Source organism: Moorena sp. SIO4A1, assembly GCF_010672065.1.
Classification (GTDB): Bacteria; Cyanobacteriota; Cyanobacteriia; order Cyanobacteriales; family Coleofasciculaceae; genus Moorena.
Genome location: NZ_JAAHHX010000043.1, coordinates 38,853 through 58,020, shown reverse-complemented (window position 1 = coordinate 58,020; position 19,168 = coordinate 38,853). Strand labels below are relative to the sequence as shown.

The following is a 19,168-nucleotide window of genomic DNA, read 5'->3' as shown; positions in this document are numbered from 1 at the left end:
TCCGTTCCCACTGGTCCGAGACGCAAAGCATAGCGGCGTATCATGATAGCACAGCTCCTGATTGACTAAACTCTCTACAGCTACCGATTCTAAACTAAATTGATACCTATTTGATGACACGCCCTAGGTCTTGTCTACACCATCAACCGGTAAAATAATCCCAGGCTTTAATAAATTCAACAATTTGGCTCACTGGAGGCAGGGTTGATACTGGTCTTGATGGTGTTGTAGTGTCTTCAGATTGCTCGCTCCAGCTTGATTGATTCATCAGATACTTCCCAAAATCTTGATTATAATAAATACTTAATGAGTAGTCTCTAGAGTTAGTAATAATTGTCTGAGTCGGAGCAATAAAGAAGTTAGCCGATGATTTTCTTTCTGGTGCTAAATTAACGGTTTTAATTGGCTTAAGCTGCTCAATAGCTTGGCGAATACTTGTCAGTAATTTATTGATTTGCTGTTTGTCTTGATGATTTAAACTGTATATTGAGCGTGAGGGTAGGCTATTTAATAGGGTCACAATATTGCGACGAGTTTGACCTCCATCTTTGAAGGGGACAATTGCCAAGTAAGCGATAATGAATAAGTCAGCGTTGTTGCTTGTAAAGGTAATGGTTGTTCTGCGGACACCTACCTCAATGCTGGGGGCTTGATTGAAGACTTCAGAAACATTGGCTATCTGATTGTAAATCGAGGCTAAAGCCAAATTCGCTTTGAGGTCTAACGGGGTATCAACGATAATTTTTACCGTTGGCAGGGTCTCGTTGAAAAAGGTTTTGGCAGCTTCGGAAGACAGAGGGATAATTTGACTTTGATCGCCATCAGGACTCAAGTCAACCCATTCACAGATCAGTCCTTCGGTTTTGAGACCAAACCGGGAAACGGCACATAGTTTTGCCCCAGTGAGGGTAGCACCAGTCAAATCTGCTCCAATCCAATTGGCTTTAATCAGCCTTGCCTTACTAAGATCAGCGTGTACTAAACTGGTATTAACTAAATTGGCATTGCTCAAATCAGCCCCAACTAAGGTAGCTCCACTTAATTTAGCGTTGCTGAGATCAGCCCAACTGAGGTTTGCTCCACTTAAATCAGCCCAGCGTAGATTTGCCCCACTGAGATCAGCTCCCCTAAAATTGGCACAGGTGAGATTTCCTTGTCTGATTTCAACCCCTTTGAGATTACTACCGCTGAAATCGGCTTTGTGCAGATTTGTTCCGTTTAAGTGCGCTCCCTTCAAATTTGCTTGACTAAGGGTTGCCCCGGCTAAATTGGCTTCATTGAAGGTAGCGCGGCTGAGATTAGCTTGTCTGAGGGTGGCTTCTCGTAAATCAGCACCAGAGAGGTTTGCTGCGGTTAGATTTGCTCCACTTAGGGAACCACGAACCATCTCAGCACGAATCAGTGATGCCTGAATCAGTTGGGCACCTCTTAAATCAGCCCGAATCAAATTTGCTACATTGAGCTGTGCTTGTGTTAACTTGGCTTTAGAGAGATTGGCACCGCTGAGTCTAGCAACGTTTAAGTTTGCTCGGCTGAGGTTTGTGCCGCTCAAGTTAGCACCACTTAAGTTAGTTACCCTCAGGTTAGCTTCACTCAAGTCGGCACCACTAAGAGTAGCGCTGCTTAGGTTAAGTTCCGTAAGATCAGCAGCTGTAAAATCTCTTACCCCTGCTGCATATTGTTGGATAATTTCCCTGACATTCATTACAATCTAACAAAAATTAATATTTATCATGGCATAGGCTGAATCCCGCTGAGAGATAATGAAAATTGGTATTGTAGGACTGGGATTGATGGGTGGATCCCTAGGATTGGACTTGAGAGCACAAGGTCACCAGGTCTTGGGAGTCTCTCGTCAACCAAAAACCTGTCAATTCGCACGTGATCACGGCATTGTTGATGATGCGAGTATTGACTTAAGTATCCTAGCCACAGCAGAGGTTGTATTTATTTGCACCCCGATAGCCGCGATCGCCTCTACTGTCAAGGATTTAGTCAACTATCTTTACAAGGATACCGTAATCACTGATATTGGTTCGGTCAAAATGCCAGTGGTTAGAGAAATGGCTCCCCTGTGGGAAAATTTTGTAGGTGGTCATCCGATGTCAGGAACGGAACACAGCGGTGTGGAAGCTGCGGTGTCGAATCTATTTGCCGGAAACCCTTACGTACTGACGCCGATTGAGACGACACCACCACCAGCACTTGAGAAGGTGGAGGAAATTGTGCGATCGCTTAAGTCATTGGTTTACATCACAAGCCCGGAAAACCATGACCAAGCGGTAGCATGGATTTCTCATCTACCGGTGATGGTGAGTGGGAGTTTGATAGATGCTTGTATGCAGGAGACTGACCCAGTGGTGTTGAGGTTAGCCCAACAGTTAGCTAGTTCTGGTTTTCGTGATACTAGCCGTGTCGGGGGTGGTAATCCAGAACTGGGAGTAATGATGGCTCGTTACAATCAGGAGTCGATAATGCGATCGCTTTTAGGCTATCGCGATCGGCTTGACCAGATAATTGAGGTGATTGAACAGGAAGATTGGTCGAGTCTGGAACAAATCTTTGAAACTACTCACGTAGCGCGGAAAAAATTTGTTTCGTGAGTTTGTTTAGTTTGTTATTTAGATAATTAGGAAGCCACCACAGAAGATCCCACCAAGCAGTGTTTATTTTAAGCTGAACGCTGACCGCTGTTCGCGTAGCGTGCGCGTAGCGCATATGCTTACCTACTTACAGTTTTTCAAATGTAAGCAGGTACACAAAATTAATTACAAATTTTCAAAAACTGAAACTCTTTTAATTCAAGGGTTACAGAGAATTATAGTAGGTAATTCATTCGGCGCGCGGTACTTACTATGATACAGTAATAAGTTACTCTCTCATCACCTGATACTGCGTTCCTAAAAAATAAAGTTTTGTAAAAAAAAACTTCCTGTATACTAACTTGGTATATAGTGTAAATTTGGATATGCTAAGTAGGTGGGCGTAATTAAGTGTAAGAGTTGATTTAGCAGATGGGTGAAGTAGAGATTGGAGTCGGAACCAAAGGGGCCACCAACGTGCCTAGTAGCCCAAGCCATAGAACAGCCGGTACTAGAACTGGAAAATTGGGTAAAAATAGAACAACCCAATGTCCATGTCGATGAAACCCCTTGGGGGGTCATTGGGGTAAAGGAATGGTTATGGCTAGTCGCCAACCAGGATTTTTGCCTATAAAGAGCAGCAGATACACGTTCACGAAAAGAACTAGAGTCACTGCTAGGAGATAAGTATGGTGGAGTTCGAGCGCAGCGACGAAAAGCGTGTATACTAATGGTTACCCTGTAGTAGCCCAACAAAAGTGCTTGGCACATATGCGCAGGCATTTCAAGGGTTTAATTAAATGTCCTGGATTACACAATGAGAGTATTGGCAAAGCATTTATTAGTCTGCAAGATGTGCGCTTTTGAGCATTATCACTTATGGCAAACCCAGGCTGATCATAAAGCTTACGAATTATGGGCCAAGGAATTCAAATCCAAATTAAGTAAAGCTTTCAATAAATGGATACCGCAAGGGGGAGCAAGAGCTTTGAGGCTTTTAAATAATCTCCAAAACAAGTTTGATCAGTGGTGGTATTTTCGCCATGCATCCAGAAGTACCTCCTGACAACAATTTGGCAGAACGTTGTCATTGATTGGCTGTTACAAAGCGTAAGGGAGCGCGGAGGTTCTCGCTCCTTGGAAAGATTTGAAAACACCGCCAGACTTTTGACTGTTGTGCAAACCTGTCGTTCTCAGCAACGTTGTGTCGTCAACTTTTTTGCTGAAGCATTACGTGCCCACATCGGTCGTGACATGGGTTTTCCTTGACTTATCCCTATTTTTACGACCTGAATCCTTACCTCGAATGTTATTTCGAGACACCTGTATTGGAGTAAAAGTTATATTTTATAAAATTTGTTGAGCAAAAAGTTTAAGCATTTCAAGCTCTTATAAAACAGGATATTTATGACAGTAATCGAGAATCTTTTATCTGATATCAGTCGTTTGGGAATAAAGCTATGGCTTGAATATAGTGATTCAACTCAAGCACCTAGGTTAAAATGTAGAGCTCCAGAAGGAGCTTTAAATCCAGCCTTACGAGATCAGTTGCAACAGCATAAAATAGCAATAATTGAGACTCTACAACAGTGGGATAAATATAATAATCAAGCAGTTGAAACTATTGTAAAAGTTCCTCGTGAAGGAAACTATAGTCTCTCCTTTGCTCAAGAAAGACTGTGGTTTATAAATCAGCTTAATCCTGGTGATACTAACTACAATGTGGTTCATAATTTTCAAATTTCAGGAATACTCAATGTTTCAATACTTGAACAAAGTTTAAATGAGATTATTCGCCGTCATGAGGTGCTACGAACCACATTTTCCATAAAAAAAGGTAGCCCAAGACAAGCAATTGCACCTAGTTTAAATCTGATCTTATCAGTTGTTGATTTACAATCGCTACCTAGCCAAGATCAGTTGACTCAAACAGAACAATTCATTCAGGCAGAAAATCAATATGCTTTTGACCTATCTCAAGAGATATTATTGCGAGCCACAGTGCTTCATCTGTCAGAGCATTTGCATATCTTACTATTAACTTGTCATCATATTATTACAGATGGCTGGTCTACAAAAGTTTTGTTGCGAGAACTCGGAAGTCTTTATACGGCTTTTTTGAATGATGAGTCTTCACCATTACCTGAGTTACCAATTCAATATATAGACTTTGCCCACTGGCAGCGACAATGCTTATCAAAAGAACGATTGGCAAATCTGGTGGAGTATTGGAGACATCAATTAGCTGGCGCACCACCTTTGCTAGATTTACCTACTGATCATTCTCGCCCTCCAGTGCAAACCTTTCGAGGTGCGACTCAGCTTTTTGACTTCAGTAAAGACCTGACGCAACAAATTAAAGAACTGGGTTACCAAGCCGGAACAACACTATTCATGACATTGTTGACGGCTTTTATGGTCTTACTAAGCCGTTATAGCGGCCAGGAAGATATTATAGTGGGCACTCCGATCGCGGGTCGCAATCATCCTGCCCTTGATTCAATGATTGGCTTTTTTGTCAATACGTTAGTGTTGCGGGTTGATCTCTCTGGTAATCCAAGCTTCCGAGAATTAATGGATCGGACACGACAGGTAACGTTAGACGCTTATTCCCATCAAGATTTGCAGTTCGAGAAGCTTGTGGAAGAGCTACAACCCGAACGAAACCCTGGTTACAATCCGCTGTTTCAAGTGATGTTTGTTCTGCAGGAGAATGAGGTTGATGAATGGAAGTTTTCAGATTTAACCCTGACTCCTTTACCAACGGAAAGGGTCACGGCCAAGTTTGATTTGACCCTATGTCTTGAGAATCGGGAATCTGGGCTGAGAGGGAAGTTAGAATACAGCACGGATTTGTTTGATCAGGACACTGCTGCTCGAATGATTGGGCATTTTCAAACGCTCCTTGCCGCAATTGTCAGAAATCCTGATCAATCGATCTGTCACCTGCCGCTTTTAAGTCTTGAGGAATCCTATCAACTCCTAGTTGCTTGGAATCAAACCCAAATGGATTCTCTGTGTGACATTTCTGTTCATTCACAGGTTCTAACTCTGTTAGAGCAGCAGGTATCTCAGCATCCAGATGCTATAGCTGTCCAGTTTCAACAGCAAACGCTCACTTATCAAGCATTGCACGATCGGGCTAATCAACTCGCTCATTATCTCCAAAGTCTTGGGGTTGGTCCAGAAGTTGTCGTAGGTCTTTGTGTCGAACGGTCTATAGAGCTAGTTGTGGGTTTTCTGGGCATCCTTAAAGCAGGTGGAGCGTATCTCCCTCTTGATCCGACCTATCCCCAAGAACGGCTCACTTATATGCTTGCAGATGCACAAGTTTCGGTGCTTGTGACTCAGCCCACTCTACTGACTAGACTTCCATCTCACCCAGCAAAAGTGGTGATGTTAGAGAGCGACTCTGCTGTTTTTGCCAACCAACCTGTGACAGCACCAACCTCTGCCATTACTGCAGAGACGCTAGCCTATGTAATCTATACTTCTGGCTCTACCGGACGACCCAAAGGAGTAATGGTCACGCATCGGGGGTTAAGCAATCTAGCAGCAACTCTGATTGCGACTTTTAAAGTCAACCCCCACAGTCGGGTTCTTCAATTTACCTCCTTGAGTTTTGATGTTTCAATCTCAGAAATCTTGATGGTTTTAAGTTCTGGGGCTTGCTTGTGCTTGAATCCATCAGAATCTTTACTGCCGAGTTTAGATTTAGTGCAACTTCTCCAGCAGCAGGCAATTACGCATTTGGCATTACCTGCATCTGCCCTGGCGACTTTACCGCTCATGCCAATCCCCAGTTTACAAGTGCTGATTGTAGGAGGGGAAGCCTGTCCTGTTCCGTTGATGCAAGAGTGGGCTAAGGGTCGGGAATTTTTTAATGCTTACGGCCCAACAGAGGCGAGTGTGTATACGACTATCGCCCTTTGTCAACCAGAGGACCCTATCATTACACTCGGTCGCCCCATTCCCAATGTCAACGTTTATATTCTAGATCCCTATGGTCAGCCGGTTCCGATCGGTATTCCTGGCGAGTTGTATATTGGGGGGATCGGTCTTGCACGAGGTTATCTCAACCGTCCTGATCTGACCCAGGCAACATTTGCCGCAATGCCTCACAGCTTAAAGAGGCTGCACGAGGATTTTGGCAAGGCTTTACCTGCAAACTCTCTAGCCAATCGTTTATACAAAACGGGTGATCGGGTGCGTTATCTTGCTGATGGCAGAATTGAGTTTTTAGGACGGATTGATCACCAAGTTAAGTTGCGCGGATTCCGGATCGAGCTCGGAGAGATCAGTGCAACCCTGGAACAACATCCAGCCATTCAGACTGCAATTGCCTTGTTGAGACCAGATCAACGTGGCGAACAACAATTGGTCGCCTATGCAGTTTTGCACAGTGGGAGTGATCAGCCTTCTGCTCCTGAACTGCGAAGGTTTTTGCGAGGACTCTTGCCTCACTATATGGTGCCAATGGCGATCATTTTGCTGTCAGAATTCCCCCTGACCCCCAATGGCAAGATCAACCGTGCTGCTTTGCCTGCTCCTGATTTGCAACACCTACAACAAGCTACCTTTGTTCCGCCTCGCAGTCCGGTTGAAATTGTTATTGCCAATATCATCGCCTCGGCATTGGGTTTAGAACAGGTGGGTCTGCAGGATGATTTCTTTGAACTGGGAGGCCATTCGTTATTAGCGACTCAGGTTATCTCTCGAATTCGTCAAAGTTTTGGGGTTGAGATCCCACTGATCACTCTATTTGAGCAACCCAGGTTAATAGACCTTGCTCAGGCTGTGAACTCTGTTCAGAAGAAAGATTTTTCTCCCTTACCTCCTATTCAGCCGATCGATCGCAACCCCTTAAGCGACCCCAAATCATTTCCCCTGTCATTTGCCCAACAACGGCTCTGGTTCCTCAATCGTCTTGAAGGGGTCAATACAACAAGCTATAACACGGGTAGAACTTTTCAGTTAACTGGGAATTTGAATCGACCCGCACTACAACAAAGTCTGCAAGCCCTCATCGAACGTCATGAAAGCCTACGCACTACCTTCCCCATTGATCGTCAAGGTATTCCCTGTCAACGGATTAATGAGCCTGGAACGATAACATTACCCGTGATTGAGTTGGAAGCAGGAGCACAAGAAGCCGAGATTAAAGAGCTAATTAAAGTAGAAAGTCAACAACCCTTTGATCTGACTCACAACAGGCTCATTCGCTTCAAACTGCTGCAATCGTCGCCTACTGATCATATTTTGATGGTCACGATACACCACATTATTTGTGATGGTTGGTCGATCGGGGTATTCCAACAAGAGCTACTCCAACTGTATCAAGCTTTTTGCCAGAATCAATCTTCTCCCCTTTCCCCTTTACAGATCCAATATGCAGATTTTGCCTGTTGGCAACGGCAATGGCTAACCGATCAAGTTTTAGAGGCTGAACTCAACTATTGGAAACAACAACTGGAAGGCGCTCCCCCTCTATTAGAACTGCCCACAGACTACCCTCGACCTGCTGTGCAAACATTTCAAGGGGGGGAGGTCAGTTTTCAGGTTGATGCATCCCTGAGCCAGAATCTGAAAGCCTTCAGCCAAAAAGCAGGCGTTACCCTATTTATGACCTTGCTTACTGTCTTTAAGATATTATTATCTCGCTACTCCAGACAGACCGATATTGTGGTGGGTGCGCCCATTGCTAATCGTAATCAGGCTGAAATTGAGCCTTTGATTGGTTTTTTTGTCAATACCCTGGTATTGCGTTCCGACTTGTCCGGCAATCCTAGATTTGTGGAACTGCTGAGACAGGTTAGACAAACCACGCTAGAGGCTTACACGCATCAAGACCTACCTTTTGAGAAATTAGTAGAGGAATTACAACCGAAGCGTCGTCTTGACCATCATCCGATTATTCAGGTCATGTTTGCTTTGCAAAATGTTCCAGATGCTGATTTAGAACTACCAGACTTAGAAGTCAAGTCCCTCAGATCAGAGGTTGAGACAACCCGCGAATTTGATTTAGAAGTTTACCTTTGGGAAAAACCTCAGGGGTTGGTCGGCTCCTGTATTTACAGGGGTGATTTGTTCAAAGTTGAAACGATCCAGCGGTTATTTGAACAATTTCAGAGGTTATTGCAAGCAGTGGTGATCGATAGCAGTCAAAGGATCGATGAGTTGCCCCTTCTGACTCTTGCTGAACAACACCAGATTCTAACGCAATGGAATCAGACTCAAAGAGACTACCCTCGTAACTCCTGTATTCATCAACTATTTGAGCAACAGGTAGAACGATCAGGAGATGCCATTGCCCTAGTATTTGAAGACCAACAACTTACTTATCAGGAGCTGGATTACCAGGCCAATCAGCTTGCCGCTTACTTACGGAACTGGGGTGTCGATCCAGACGTATTGGTTGGGGTTTGCCTGGAGCGATCGCCTGACCTGATTGTGGCCATACTGGCAATTCTTAAAGCTGGGGGAGCATATGTGCCCCTTGATCCAAACTACCCCTCAGAACGTTTGGCCTTCATTGCCGAAGATACACAAATACCGATATTAATTACTCAAACAGCTTTTCGAGCCCACCTTTCGGATTCTCAGACCTGTTTCCTCATTTGTTTAGATGAAATCAACTTAAGAGAGTTTGCTGCTCAACAACCGACTAACCGGAAAGAACATGATGTCCAGCCTGATTTGAAGAGAACGTTAACAGACACCATCTCTCCTACCCTAGAAACCCAGGCTGGGACTTCTTTGAGCGGAAAATCAATCACCGCTGACAATCTTGCCTATGTGATGTATACTTCCGGCTCTACAGGTCAACCCAAAGGTGTTGCAGTTTCCCATCGGGGAGTTGTTCGTTTGGTGGTCAATTCCAACTATGTTAACATCACCGCAGCGGATACCTTTCTACAACTCGCCTCCATTGCTTTTGATGCAGCCACCTTTGAAATTTGGGGTGCGTTACTCAACGGAGCTACCTTGGTGCTCGCTCCAGCCTCTCGTTCTTCTCTGGCTGAAATTGCTTACCTCCTGCAGCATCATCACATTACGATTCTCTGGCTCACTGCTGGGCTCTTCCATCAAATGGTGGAAGAGCATCTTGAAGCTTTCTCATCTGTTCAACAACTCTTAGCTGGAGGTGATGTTCTCTCTGTTGCTCATGTTCAAACCGTAGTTGAAGCCTTACCCAACACCCTGGTGATTAATGGCTACGGTCCAACAGAAAATACTACCTTTACCTGCTGTTACCCTGTTCGAGATCTTGATGAGATCGGCACATCAATTCCGATCGGATCTCCGATTTCAAACACTCAAGTCTATCTGTTAGATCAAACTTTTCACCCAGTTCCAGTTGGAGTACCTGGAGAGCTTTATATTGGCGGAGACGGCTTAGCACGCGAGTATCTCAAGCGTCCTGATCTGACCGCAGAACGCTTTATCGTGAATCCCTTTCTATCTTGCAAAGTCATAGAAAAGGATGAAGGGAGAGAATCAAAAGGAACTCCCCAGATTTCAACTTCGAACACACTGTATAAAACCGGAGACTTAGCCCGATACCTTCCTGATGGCAATATTGAGTTTCTTGGACGATTTGACCATCAAGTTAAAATTCGTGGTTTCCGCATTGAACTGGGAGAAATTGAAGCAACGATTCGGCAGAATTCAATTGTCTCTCAAACAGTTGTTACGGTTCATAAAGATCCAATCGGTGATAAAACTTTAATCGCTTATGTAGTGCCTGACTGGCGTGGGCAAGGGATTGCTGCATTACTTGCTCAGGCAGAACAGGAATTATTAGAGGATTGGCAAACCCTCTACGAAGAAATCTACAGTCCATCCACTTCAGAACCGGATGAGACAGGATTAAAATCTAACTTGGATTTCAATATTGTAGGATGGAATAGCAGTTATACAGGTCAGCCGATCCCAGCTATCCAAATGAGGGAATGGGTTGAGCATACCGTGTCACGAATTCAGCATTATCACCCTCAGTCAGTATTAGAAATTGGCTGTGGAACAGGATTATTGTTAAGTCGAATTGCTCCCCATTGCAAACATTATGAAGGAACTGATTATTCCAGGGCAGCCTTAGCCTATAACCAAAATCTACAGCAAAGTAAAACGACCTTAAATCATGTTATTTTTCATCATAAATTAGCCCATGACTTTGAAGGCATTCCTAAGCAAAAATTTGACACCGTTATACTCAATTCAGTCATTCAATACTTCCCCAGTATTCATTATCTTCTCCAGGTTTTACAAGGGGCAATAGATGTCATTATTCCTGGCACCCCCGGTCGCATTTTTGTGGGAGATATTCGGAGTTTACCCTTATTAGATAAGTTTCATACGATGGTGCAATACTTGCAAGCGGACGATTCAATGTTGTTACAGGAACTTACAACTCGATGTCAGCAGAGCTTGCAAGCGGAAGAAGAGCTTGTCATTGATCCAGATTTCTTTGTTACCTTACCTCACTATTTCCCTGAAATTAGCCATGTTGAAGTTCAACCGAAGCGAGGCAAACATCACAATGAGTTAACCCAGTTTCGTTATGATGTAACGCTCCATCTCAGCATGACTCAACCAAGGGAAAATGTAACAATTCCTTGGCAGGACTGGCAGGATGACCCAGACATGTTGACTCAAGTTCGGCGTGTGTTGTTGGAAGAACGTCCAGAATCGTTGGGTATTCGTCGTATTCCCAATGGGCGAATTCAACAGGCATTACAAGTCCAACAATGTCTGGAGCAATCGTCTCAGGAATTCAAAACCGTTAAACATCTCCGACAACATCTAATGGATGTAATGGGTGATGGAGCACACAACAACTCCAGTGGCGTTGAGCCGGATATGTTCTGGGAATTAGCAGAAGAATTGGGCTATCAGGTGCATTTGAGTTGGTGGGAAGCCAGTTCAACAGGGTATTATGATGTAGTTTTTCTACGTGAGACTGTTCCCAAGGACCAGGATGTTGTCTCAGCTCTTCAAAAGGTTGCCTTTTGGCAAGAGCACCGAAGTCCTCTTAAGCTGAGGCAAGACTATGCCAATATCCCCCTACAAAGTAAGCTAACTTACAAACTGATTCCTGAAATACGCCAGTTTTTGCAAAACAAGTTGCCTGAGTATATGCTGCCTCAGCACTTTGTTGTCTTAGACCATTTACCTCTGACCGCCAATGGCAAAGTCGATCGCAGGGCTTTGCCAGTCCCCGATGTTATAGATGTGCATCGAGAGGGAGAATTTGTTGCACCGAGGACCCCGACTCAAGAGCTGTTAGCTGCGATTTGGCGTGAGGTTTTGCGAATTGAACAGATTAGCCTTGACGATGACTTCTTTAAGCTAGGGGGACATTCTTTATTGGCAACTCAGGTGATGTCGCGGATTCGCCATAGACTAGGAGTTGAACTGCCTTTGCAAGTGATGTTCGAGCAACCGACATTGAGGGATCTCACCCAGGCAATAGAGACTGCTCAGCAAGGGGATTTAATCTCTTTTCCTGCCATTCAGCCCGTTTCTCGTGCAACACTCTTGCCCGTTTCGTTTGCTCAGCAACGGCTTTGGTTTCTAACTCAGCTCGAAGGCATGAGCGCTGGCTATAACGTCCCCAATGCTTTCAAACTTGAGGGTGTGTTGAACCACACCGCATTGGAGCAAAGTTTTCAAGCGATCATTCATCGTCATGAGACCCTACGGACCACCTTTAAAGCTGATGATACGGGTACACCTTACCAGTATATTAATGAGGCTGGAATCTTTACCTTGCCAGTGATTGAATTACACAGCGAACACCAAGAACGCCAAGTTAAAGATCAAATTCAAGCAGAAAGCCACCAGCCCTTTGATATTAGTCAAGATCAACTGATTCGTGCCAAGTTACTGTGTCTGTCCCCCACTACCCATGTATTGCTAGTAACCATACACCACATTGTCTCAGACGGGTGGTCATTAGGGGTATTCATTCAGGAACTATCTCAACTTTATCAAGCCTTTTGTCAAGGAGAGACCTCTCCACTCTCTCCATTAACAATCCAATACGCAGACTTTGCCCAATGGCAACGGCAATGGTTAGCAGGTCAAGCCCTGACAAGCCATCTAGACTATTGGAAACAGAAACTTGATGGTGCTCCTCCCCTGTTAGAATTCCCCACAGATCATCCTCGCCCAGAGGTAGCTACCTTTGAGGGAGGAATAGAGTGGTTCTGGCTGGATTCTAGCCTGACGCAACAACTGAAGACCCTAAGCCAAAAAGCAGGTGTCACCCTGTTTATGACCTTACTGGCAGCGTTTCAAGTGTTGCTCTCGCGCTACACCAGAAAATCAGATATTGTGGTTGGATCGCCAATCGCCAACCGCAAACAGGTTGAAGTTGAATCGTTGCTGGGCTTTTTTGTCAACACCCTGGTACTGCGCTCTGATCTGTCTAACAATCCTAGCTTTGAGGCGTTATTGGCTCAGGTCAGACAAACAACCTTGGAGGCTTATCTTCACCAAGATTTGCCTTTTGAAAAACTGGTGGAAACCTTACAACCAGAACGTCACCTCAATCATCATCCTATCGTTCAGGTCATGTTTGCTTTGCAGAATGCCCTGGGTGATAAATTAGAACTCTTTGATTTGAAAGTAGAACGTCTAGGCGTAGAACTGAAGACCATTCGTGAGTTTGATTTTGAACTTGATCTTTTTGAGAATCCTGAAGGTTTGGCAGGACGGTGTACTTACAATATTGGTTTATTTAAGGCTGAAACAATTCGACGGATGTTGGGCCACTTTCAGACTCTCTTACAAGCCATTGTTGTTGATAGTACTCAAGGAATTGCAGAACTTCCCCTCCTGACTCAGGCTGAACAGCAACTGTTAGTTGCCTGGAATCAAACTCAGAAAGATTATCCTCATGATCAATGTATTCATCAATTATTCGAAGCTCAGGTTGAGCGCACATCTGATGCCATTGCTGTAATATTCGAAGGGCAGAAACTAACTTACCGGGAACTGAATGAGCGATCTAATCAGTTGGCTCATTACTTACAGCAGCAAGGTGTAGGCCCCGAAGTATTAGTTGGTATTTGTGTTGAGCGTTCCCTAGAGATGGTGGTGGGCGTGCTAGGTATTCTTAAAGCAGGAGGGGCATATGTTCCCTTAGACCCCACCTATCCGAGTGATCGAATTGCTTACATGATGGAAGATTCAGAGATTGGGCTGCTCCTCACTCAACAATGTTTGCTAAAGGAATTACCGCTTCACCGACCTCAAATCATCTGCTTGGATGTAGAAGATGACGTTTTTGCTAAATACAGCACTGATACAGTTCACAGTAAGGTCCATCCTACTAACCTTGCTTATGTCATCTATACATCAGGGTCTACTGGACAACCCAAAGGCGTAGCGATCACTCATCATTCTGTACTGAACCTGGATCAGGGATTATTGCACGCTGTTTACAGTTCTCTGACTCATAGTAAGGAGAACCTTTGCATTAGTATTAATGGTTCATATGCCTTCGACACATCGGTTAAGCAGATTCTTCAACTTTTACATGGGCACACCCTAGTCATTGTTCCAGAAAGCGATCGATACAGCGGCTCAACTCTACTGCACTATCTCAAGCAATATCAGATTGATGTTTTTGACTGTACACCCATGCAATTCACCTGGTTGATAGAAGCAGGTCTCCTTAGCACAGATGAAGTACCCCTGAGAGCCATCTTAGTAGGTGGAGAACCGATTGCCTCCTCCACTTGGCTAGCGGTTCAAAGCTGCGAGACAATTCACTGCTTTAATCTCTACGGTCCAACAGAATGTACTGTAGATGCTACGATCTGTCGTTTACAGTCCGCTCATAGTGCTGGTACTATTGGTCGCCCTATTGTGAATACGCAGGTTTATCTGTTGGATAGTCATCTACAACCTGTTCCGATAGGAATTCCTGGCGAGTTGTATATTGGAGGGGCAGGGTTAGCCCGTGGCTATTTAAATCGTCCAGAGTTGACTGCCACAAAGTTTATTGCTAATCCCTTTGGTGCTGGGCGATTGTACCAAACTGGTGACCTAGCCCGTTACTTGCCTGATGGTTCCATTGAATACCTGGGTCGCTTGGACCAACAGGTTAAAATTCGTGGTTTCCGCATTGAGTTAGGTGAAATTACAACCGTCTTAAGCCAACATCCAGATATTAGTCAGGCTGTCACCATCGCTCGTGAATCTGAGACTAGAGATCGGCAACTGATTGCCTATGTGGTAGCGAAGGATAACGTTCATGTAGATCCACCAGTCTTGCGGCAATATTTGCAGCAAAGCTTACCAGCTTATATGTTGCCCAGTTCGTTTGTGTCACTGGCAGAATTACCCTTAATGCCCAATGGCAAAATAGATCGTAAAGCACTGCCTGCGCCCAACGTTTCTGATTTGCAGCGACAGACAACTTTTGTCCCTGCTTCCACCTCCACCCAGCAACTCTTAGTAATGGTTTGGGCCGATGTTTTAGGAGTGGACCAGATTGGTCTTTATGACAACTTCTTTAACCTTGGGGGACATTCTTTGCTAGCTGTTAAGGTTATTTCTCGCCTACAAGAAGCTTTGCAAATTAGTCTACCCGTTCAACTCTTATTTACCTCCAAAACACTGTTAGAGCTGGCTCAAGCTATAGATCGGATTCGAAATAGCGATCAGGATATTTCAAAACTTGGCACATCTTTTGTTGATTTAGAAGCTGAAGCCATTTTAGATCCAAACATCAAGCCTGCTAAGGCACAAATTTCTCGCAACCCAGATCACATTCTTTTAACAGGAGCAACAGGTTTTGTCGGTATTTTTCTCCTGCATGAATTACTCAAACAAACTTCAGCCAAGATTTACTGTCTCATGCGGACTGGCGATCCCCTTCAGGGTTGGCAGCGCCTGCACAAGCTCCTGAAATCTTTTGGTCTTTGGCATGAAACCTATCAATCGCGAGTGGTTGTGATTAAGGGAGATCTCTCACTGCCTAAGTTTGGTCTTGAGGAATCAGAGTACGAACAGCTCAGTCATCAGGTTGAATCTATTTATCACTCTGGAGCCTGGGTCAATAGCATGTATCCATACTCTTTTTTAAGTCCGGTAAATGTTGCAGGAACCCAGGAGATTATAAAGCTAGCATGTGCCAGTCGAGTCAAACCGCTGCACCATATTTCAACCCTTGGAGTTTTTTCTGCCGGAAGTTATTCTGGACAAAACCTTATTTTTGAGGATGATCCCCTGATTCATGGCAAAGGACTCAAAGGAGGATACAGCCAGAGCAAGTGGGTAGCAGAAAAACTTGTTATGGCGGCACGAAATCGTGGATTACCCACTTCAATTTACCGACTAGGGAGAGTCTTTAGCCATTGCCAGACAGGCATCATGAACATGCAGGACTTCCTTTGCATTTTCCTGAGAGGTTGTATCCAGTTTGGCAAATATCCCGACAGTGATCAGATGGTAGACCGATTGACTCCTGTAGATTACGTAAGTAAAGCAATTGTTCATCTATCTTTGAAAGGTCAGCTGGGTAAAGTTTTCCATATCAATAATCCTGAAACCGTAAATCTACAAACATTGTTTGAGTGGATCAAGGCTTTTGGCTATCCTTTAGAAGCTATCCCCTATTCAGAGTGGCGAACTCAATTTACACAACTAGAAATTTCTCAAGCGAGTAATAACAGTCTATATTCGTTATTTCCTGCGTTCTCACCCTATAATCCTCCTTATACAGGCAAGGTGCTGAGATTTGACTATCAAAATTTGACTAATGGTTTAGCTCAAAGTAATATTCAGTTGGAATCCATCAACCAGGCATATCTCAACCTCTTTCTATCTTTTCTAATTCAAGAGAATTACCTTGATGCTCCGGCAAGGTTGTGAGAACTATTTCAAATTTGCCAGGTAGGGTTTGTCACAGTAAAAGAATCTTCCTTTTTCTATCTCTCTTGCTTAGAAAAACTGCAAATTGTTCGGGCAGTGATGTACTGATAAATCAAATGACTGATATAAAGCAATCACGCATTAATGGTAGCAGCTTTCCCATCATTAACGCTTTCACGAAGCAATTTACTGCCCTAGAGGGTATGGAAATCTTCAGCTTCATCTGGCTCAGCCAGGTCGTTTCTCTACTTGGCTCCAGGCTTACCAGTTTTGCCATCAGCATCTGGGTTTATTCACACACGGATTCTGTCACCCTGTTTTCATTGCCTATTTTATCTACTTTGCTGCCTACTATTCTCATCAGTCCCATTGCTGGAGTTTATATCGATCGCTGGAATCGCCGATGGACAATGATAATCAGTGATTTCTGTGCTGGCTTGTCTACCTTGATAGTAGCTTGGTTGTACGTAACAGGTCATTTAGAACTTTGGCATATTTGCCTGACTAATATATTGCGATCTAGCTTTAGCACCTTTCAAGAATTAGCCTATCTTGCTGCAACCAGTTTGCTTGTCCCTAAAGATAAGCTAATTCGTGCTAACAGTATGATGCAAACGAGTCAAGCCATATCCAAGTTGATAGGACCTGCACTAGCTGCAGCTTTATTAGGGATCGTTCAGTTTGAAGGCATTGTGGCTATCGATTTCATTACCCTGGCCTTTGCCCTAGTATCTCTCTTAATCGTCAAATTCCCTGAGATTGCCGCTGAAACTGAGCAGCAGACTGAGCATGAGTCATTTATGCAGAGTTTAGCCCTTGGCTGGAATTACTGTAAAGAACGATCAGGTCTTCTATGGCTTACTTTTCTACTAACAGTCTGTAACTTTTTGATAGGAGCCCATGCTGTTTTAGAGGCTCCCCTCATTCTTTCTTTCGCATCAGTGATCGGTTTTGGCCTAGTTGTGTCCTGCTCAAATGTTGGTATGGTTGCAGGAGGTCTAGTGGCAATGAGCAGAGGAGGTAAGCAAAATCAAATGCGCACCATTCTGATTGGCATGGCTTTAATCGGCTTATCCATTCTGCTTGAAGGTATTCGTCCCTCAATTTGGTTAGTTACGATCTCAAGTTTTTGTTTGCTTCTACCTGTCCCCTTAATTAACAGCTCCATTATTAGTATCTTTCAACGTAAAGTAGCCCCTGAATTACTAGGGCGGGTTTTAGCGTTATTAAGATCAGTTGCTCGCTCTGGAATCCCTATTTCTTTTCTTCTTGCTGGCTTCCTTGCTGATCATTACTTTGAACGCTTTATGAGTGGAGATAACCCAGGTGCTAGACTGATTGGTCAAGCGATCGGGGTAGGTCCTGGCCGAGGTATTGGTTTGCTTTATATTTGCATGGGAATCTTAACGCTTACCATGACTTGCATCGCTTATTTTTTACCTCGGTTGAGATACCTTGAGGATGAGCTACCTGATGTAATTGGAGATGATTCATCTGATGTTATTTCTGAGGTTGAATAACAAACAAGTTTTTGAACCAACCTGTAAACCTATCGTGATTAATTGAGAATTTCGAAAGTTGCTGAAATGGGTAGAGGTTTTGATGAATAAAGTTGATCAGAAGATGGTGCGGCTGGCGACTGCTTTCAAGGGGAAAATTCGGATCGTCGATGCCAGTTGCTGGGTATTCGTCATATTGGCAGTATTGAGTTCCAAATAAGTAATCCCAGATAATTAAAATTGAGCCAAAATTGCGATCGCGATGTTGTGCTTCAATTGAATGATGAATGCGATGAGACTGAGGGGTAATCATGATATGCTTCAACCAACCATAATTGAGTTTGAGATTGGCATGATAGATACGTAAATACCACTTTTGCAACACTTTAAATAGAATGATAGAAGGCGCAGAAATCCCAAGCGCGATCATGGGTAAAGCAACAATGATATAAGCAATTGCTTTATCAACGATATGAAAGCGTAGACCACTCAAGAGGTTCAGTTCGGTTTGGGAGTGATGGACAGCATGAAAATACCAAAAGGCTGGGATATGGTGGCGTAGAATATGTCCAAACCAAATTAGAAAGTCGCTAAGCAGAAAGCCGAGCACTAACATGATTGGTGGAGGAAGTATTGTTGCGCTATCAAAGATAGGGAAACCGACACGATTGCTCAAAGCGTAAAGAACGGAGATGCAAGGCTTCAGAAAAAGAATCGTTTCGACAAGGTCACCTAGCAACCACAAGGAGTCTTGACAGAAACCAACGGACAGCCGAGCCTGCTGACGTGCGGGTAACCAGATTTCGATCAGTAGAATCATTGAGACAATCCCATAAAACCACGGATTAAGGGAGATCTCGTGGCTAAGAGTTATGAGAATTTCTTCGGCCAATGTCCTAATGTAGGCAAGGTCACTCCAGGCGATCGCGGTTTGCACTAGAAAACAGATCACTACCAATCTTAAAGTTATCCCAGCGACATTCTGACACCCTCGCCATAGAAACTGAATTCGAGATGATTGCAGTAAATCTAACATCGTAATTGCGAAGTGGGGGAAGTAGGCGTCTAGCCAAGCAATCCTTATAGGATATCATTCACCTGTTTCTGAAGCAGAATTTTTTCGCCTTGAAGCCGTGGTAAAATTCTGTAATCATTTGAAAAGTAATAATTTATACCCTCAAGGTTAAGGTAACGTGTGAACTA

7 protein-coding genes are annotated in these 19,168 nt (G+C 44.0%); 5 read left to right on the top strand and 2 right to left on the bottom strand.

What is annotated here, in order from left to right; translation table 11 throughout:
• Positions 1–142 precede the first annotated feature (142 nt).
• A complete protein-coding gene (locus F6K53_RS24380; protein ID WP_293082489.1) occupies positions 143–1,705 on the bottom strand; it encodes a pentapeptide repeat-containing protein in 1,563 nt (520 codons plus the stop codon).
• A gap of 58 nt (positions 1,706–1,763) precedes the next feature.
• On the opposite strand from F6K53_RS24380, the gene F6K53_RS24375 reads away from it, so the two are divergent.
• The 5 genes from F6K53_RS24375 to F6K53_RS24355 all read left to right on the top strand — a co-directional run bounded on the left by F6K53_RS24375 (position 1,764) and on the right by F6K53_RS24355 (position 17,986).
• Positions 1,764–2,603 carry a prephenate/arogenate dehydrogenase gene (locus F6K53_RS24375; protein WP_293082486.1) on the top strand — a complete coding sequence of 280 codons (840 nt, stop codon included), beginning with the start codon at positions 1,764–1,766 and terminating at the stop codon, positions 2,601–2,603.
• Between the two features lie 427 nt (positions 2,604–3,030).
• Positions 3,031–3,216: a hypothetical protein gene (locus F6K53_RS24370; RefSeq protein WP_293021380.1), complete on the top strand. Its 186-nt coding sequence runs from the start codon at positions 3,031–3,033 to the stop codon at positions 3,214–3,216.
• A 395-nt stretch (positions 3,217–3,611) separates the two neighbouring features.
• A complete protein-coding gene (locus F6K53_RS24365; protein ID WP_149031008.1) occupies positions 3,612–3,851 on the top strand; it encodes a hypothetical protein in 240 nt (79 codons plus the stop codon).
• Positions 3,852–3,989: 138 nt separating this feature from the next.
• Positions 3,990–16,466, top strand: coding sequence for a non-ribosomal peptide synthetase (locus F6K53_RS24360; protein WP_293082483.1), 12,477 nt, complete (start codon positions 3,990–3,992; stop codon positions 16,464–16,466).
• Positions 16,463–17,986 carry an MFS transporter gene (locus F6K53_RS24355; protein WP_293068323.1) on the top strand — a complete coding sequence of 508 codons (1,524 nt, stop codon included), beginning with the start codon at positions 16,463–16,465 and terminating at the stop codon, positions 17,984–17,986. The genes F6K53_RS24360 and F6K53_RS24355 overlap by 4 nt, the downstream gene beginning before the upstream one ends.
• On the opposite strand, the gene F6K53_RS24350 is transcribed toward F6K53_RS24355, so the two are convergent.
• Positions 17,967–18,917: a sterol desaturase family protein gene (locus F6K53_RS24350; RefSeq protein ID WP_293082480.1), complete on the bottom strand. Its 951-nt coding sequence runs from the start codon at positions 18,915–18,917 to the stop codon at positions 17,967–17,969. The genes F6K53_RS24355 and F6K53_RS24350 overlap by 20 nt on opposite strands.
• Between the last annotated feature and the right edge of the window lie 251 nt (positions 18,918–19,168).